1 protein-coding gene is annotated in these 285 nt (G+C 39.3%); it reads right to left on the bottom strand.

Annotated features, from left to right (window positions below):
* The coding region (locus V6246_RS18375) for a hypothetical protein (RefSeq protein WP_341561882.1) at positions 1 to 285 on the bottom strand (285 nt) is incomplete at both ends.

The raw sequence follows: 285 nt of genomic DNA, 5'->3' as shown, positions 1-285 counted from the left end.
GCAATTGGTCTAGTTTAAAAGGGCCTAAATGAGTCACAACAGGTTTAAAACGGTTGGCTTTTTTGTTTTTTCCACCGGCAGCACTACCATCACCACCTATGGCAAAAACCTGATCGATACTACCTGAATAAGCACCGATAACATCATCAAACACATCCCATGTTTTTACACCCAAAGCTTCACGTTTGTAAAATTCGTTCCATGCATTTGGTGTTTTAAAACGCGTTAAAACTAGCAAGCCTTCTTCTACCATAGCAATGGTGTAAGTCATGGCTTTATTGTTTT

The organism is Algibacter sp. TI.3.09 (genome assembly GCF_038154905.1).
Classification (GTDB): domain Bacteria; phylum Bacteroidota; class Bacteroidia; order Flavobacteriales; family Flavobacteriaceae; genus Algibacter.
Note: the sequence above shows the minus strand (reverse complement) of the source record. Positions and strands in the feature narration are given on the sequence as shown.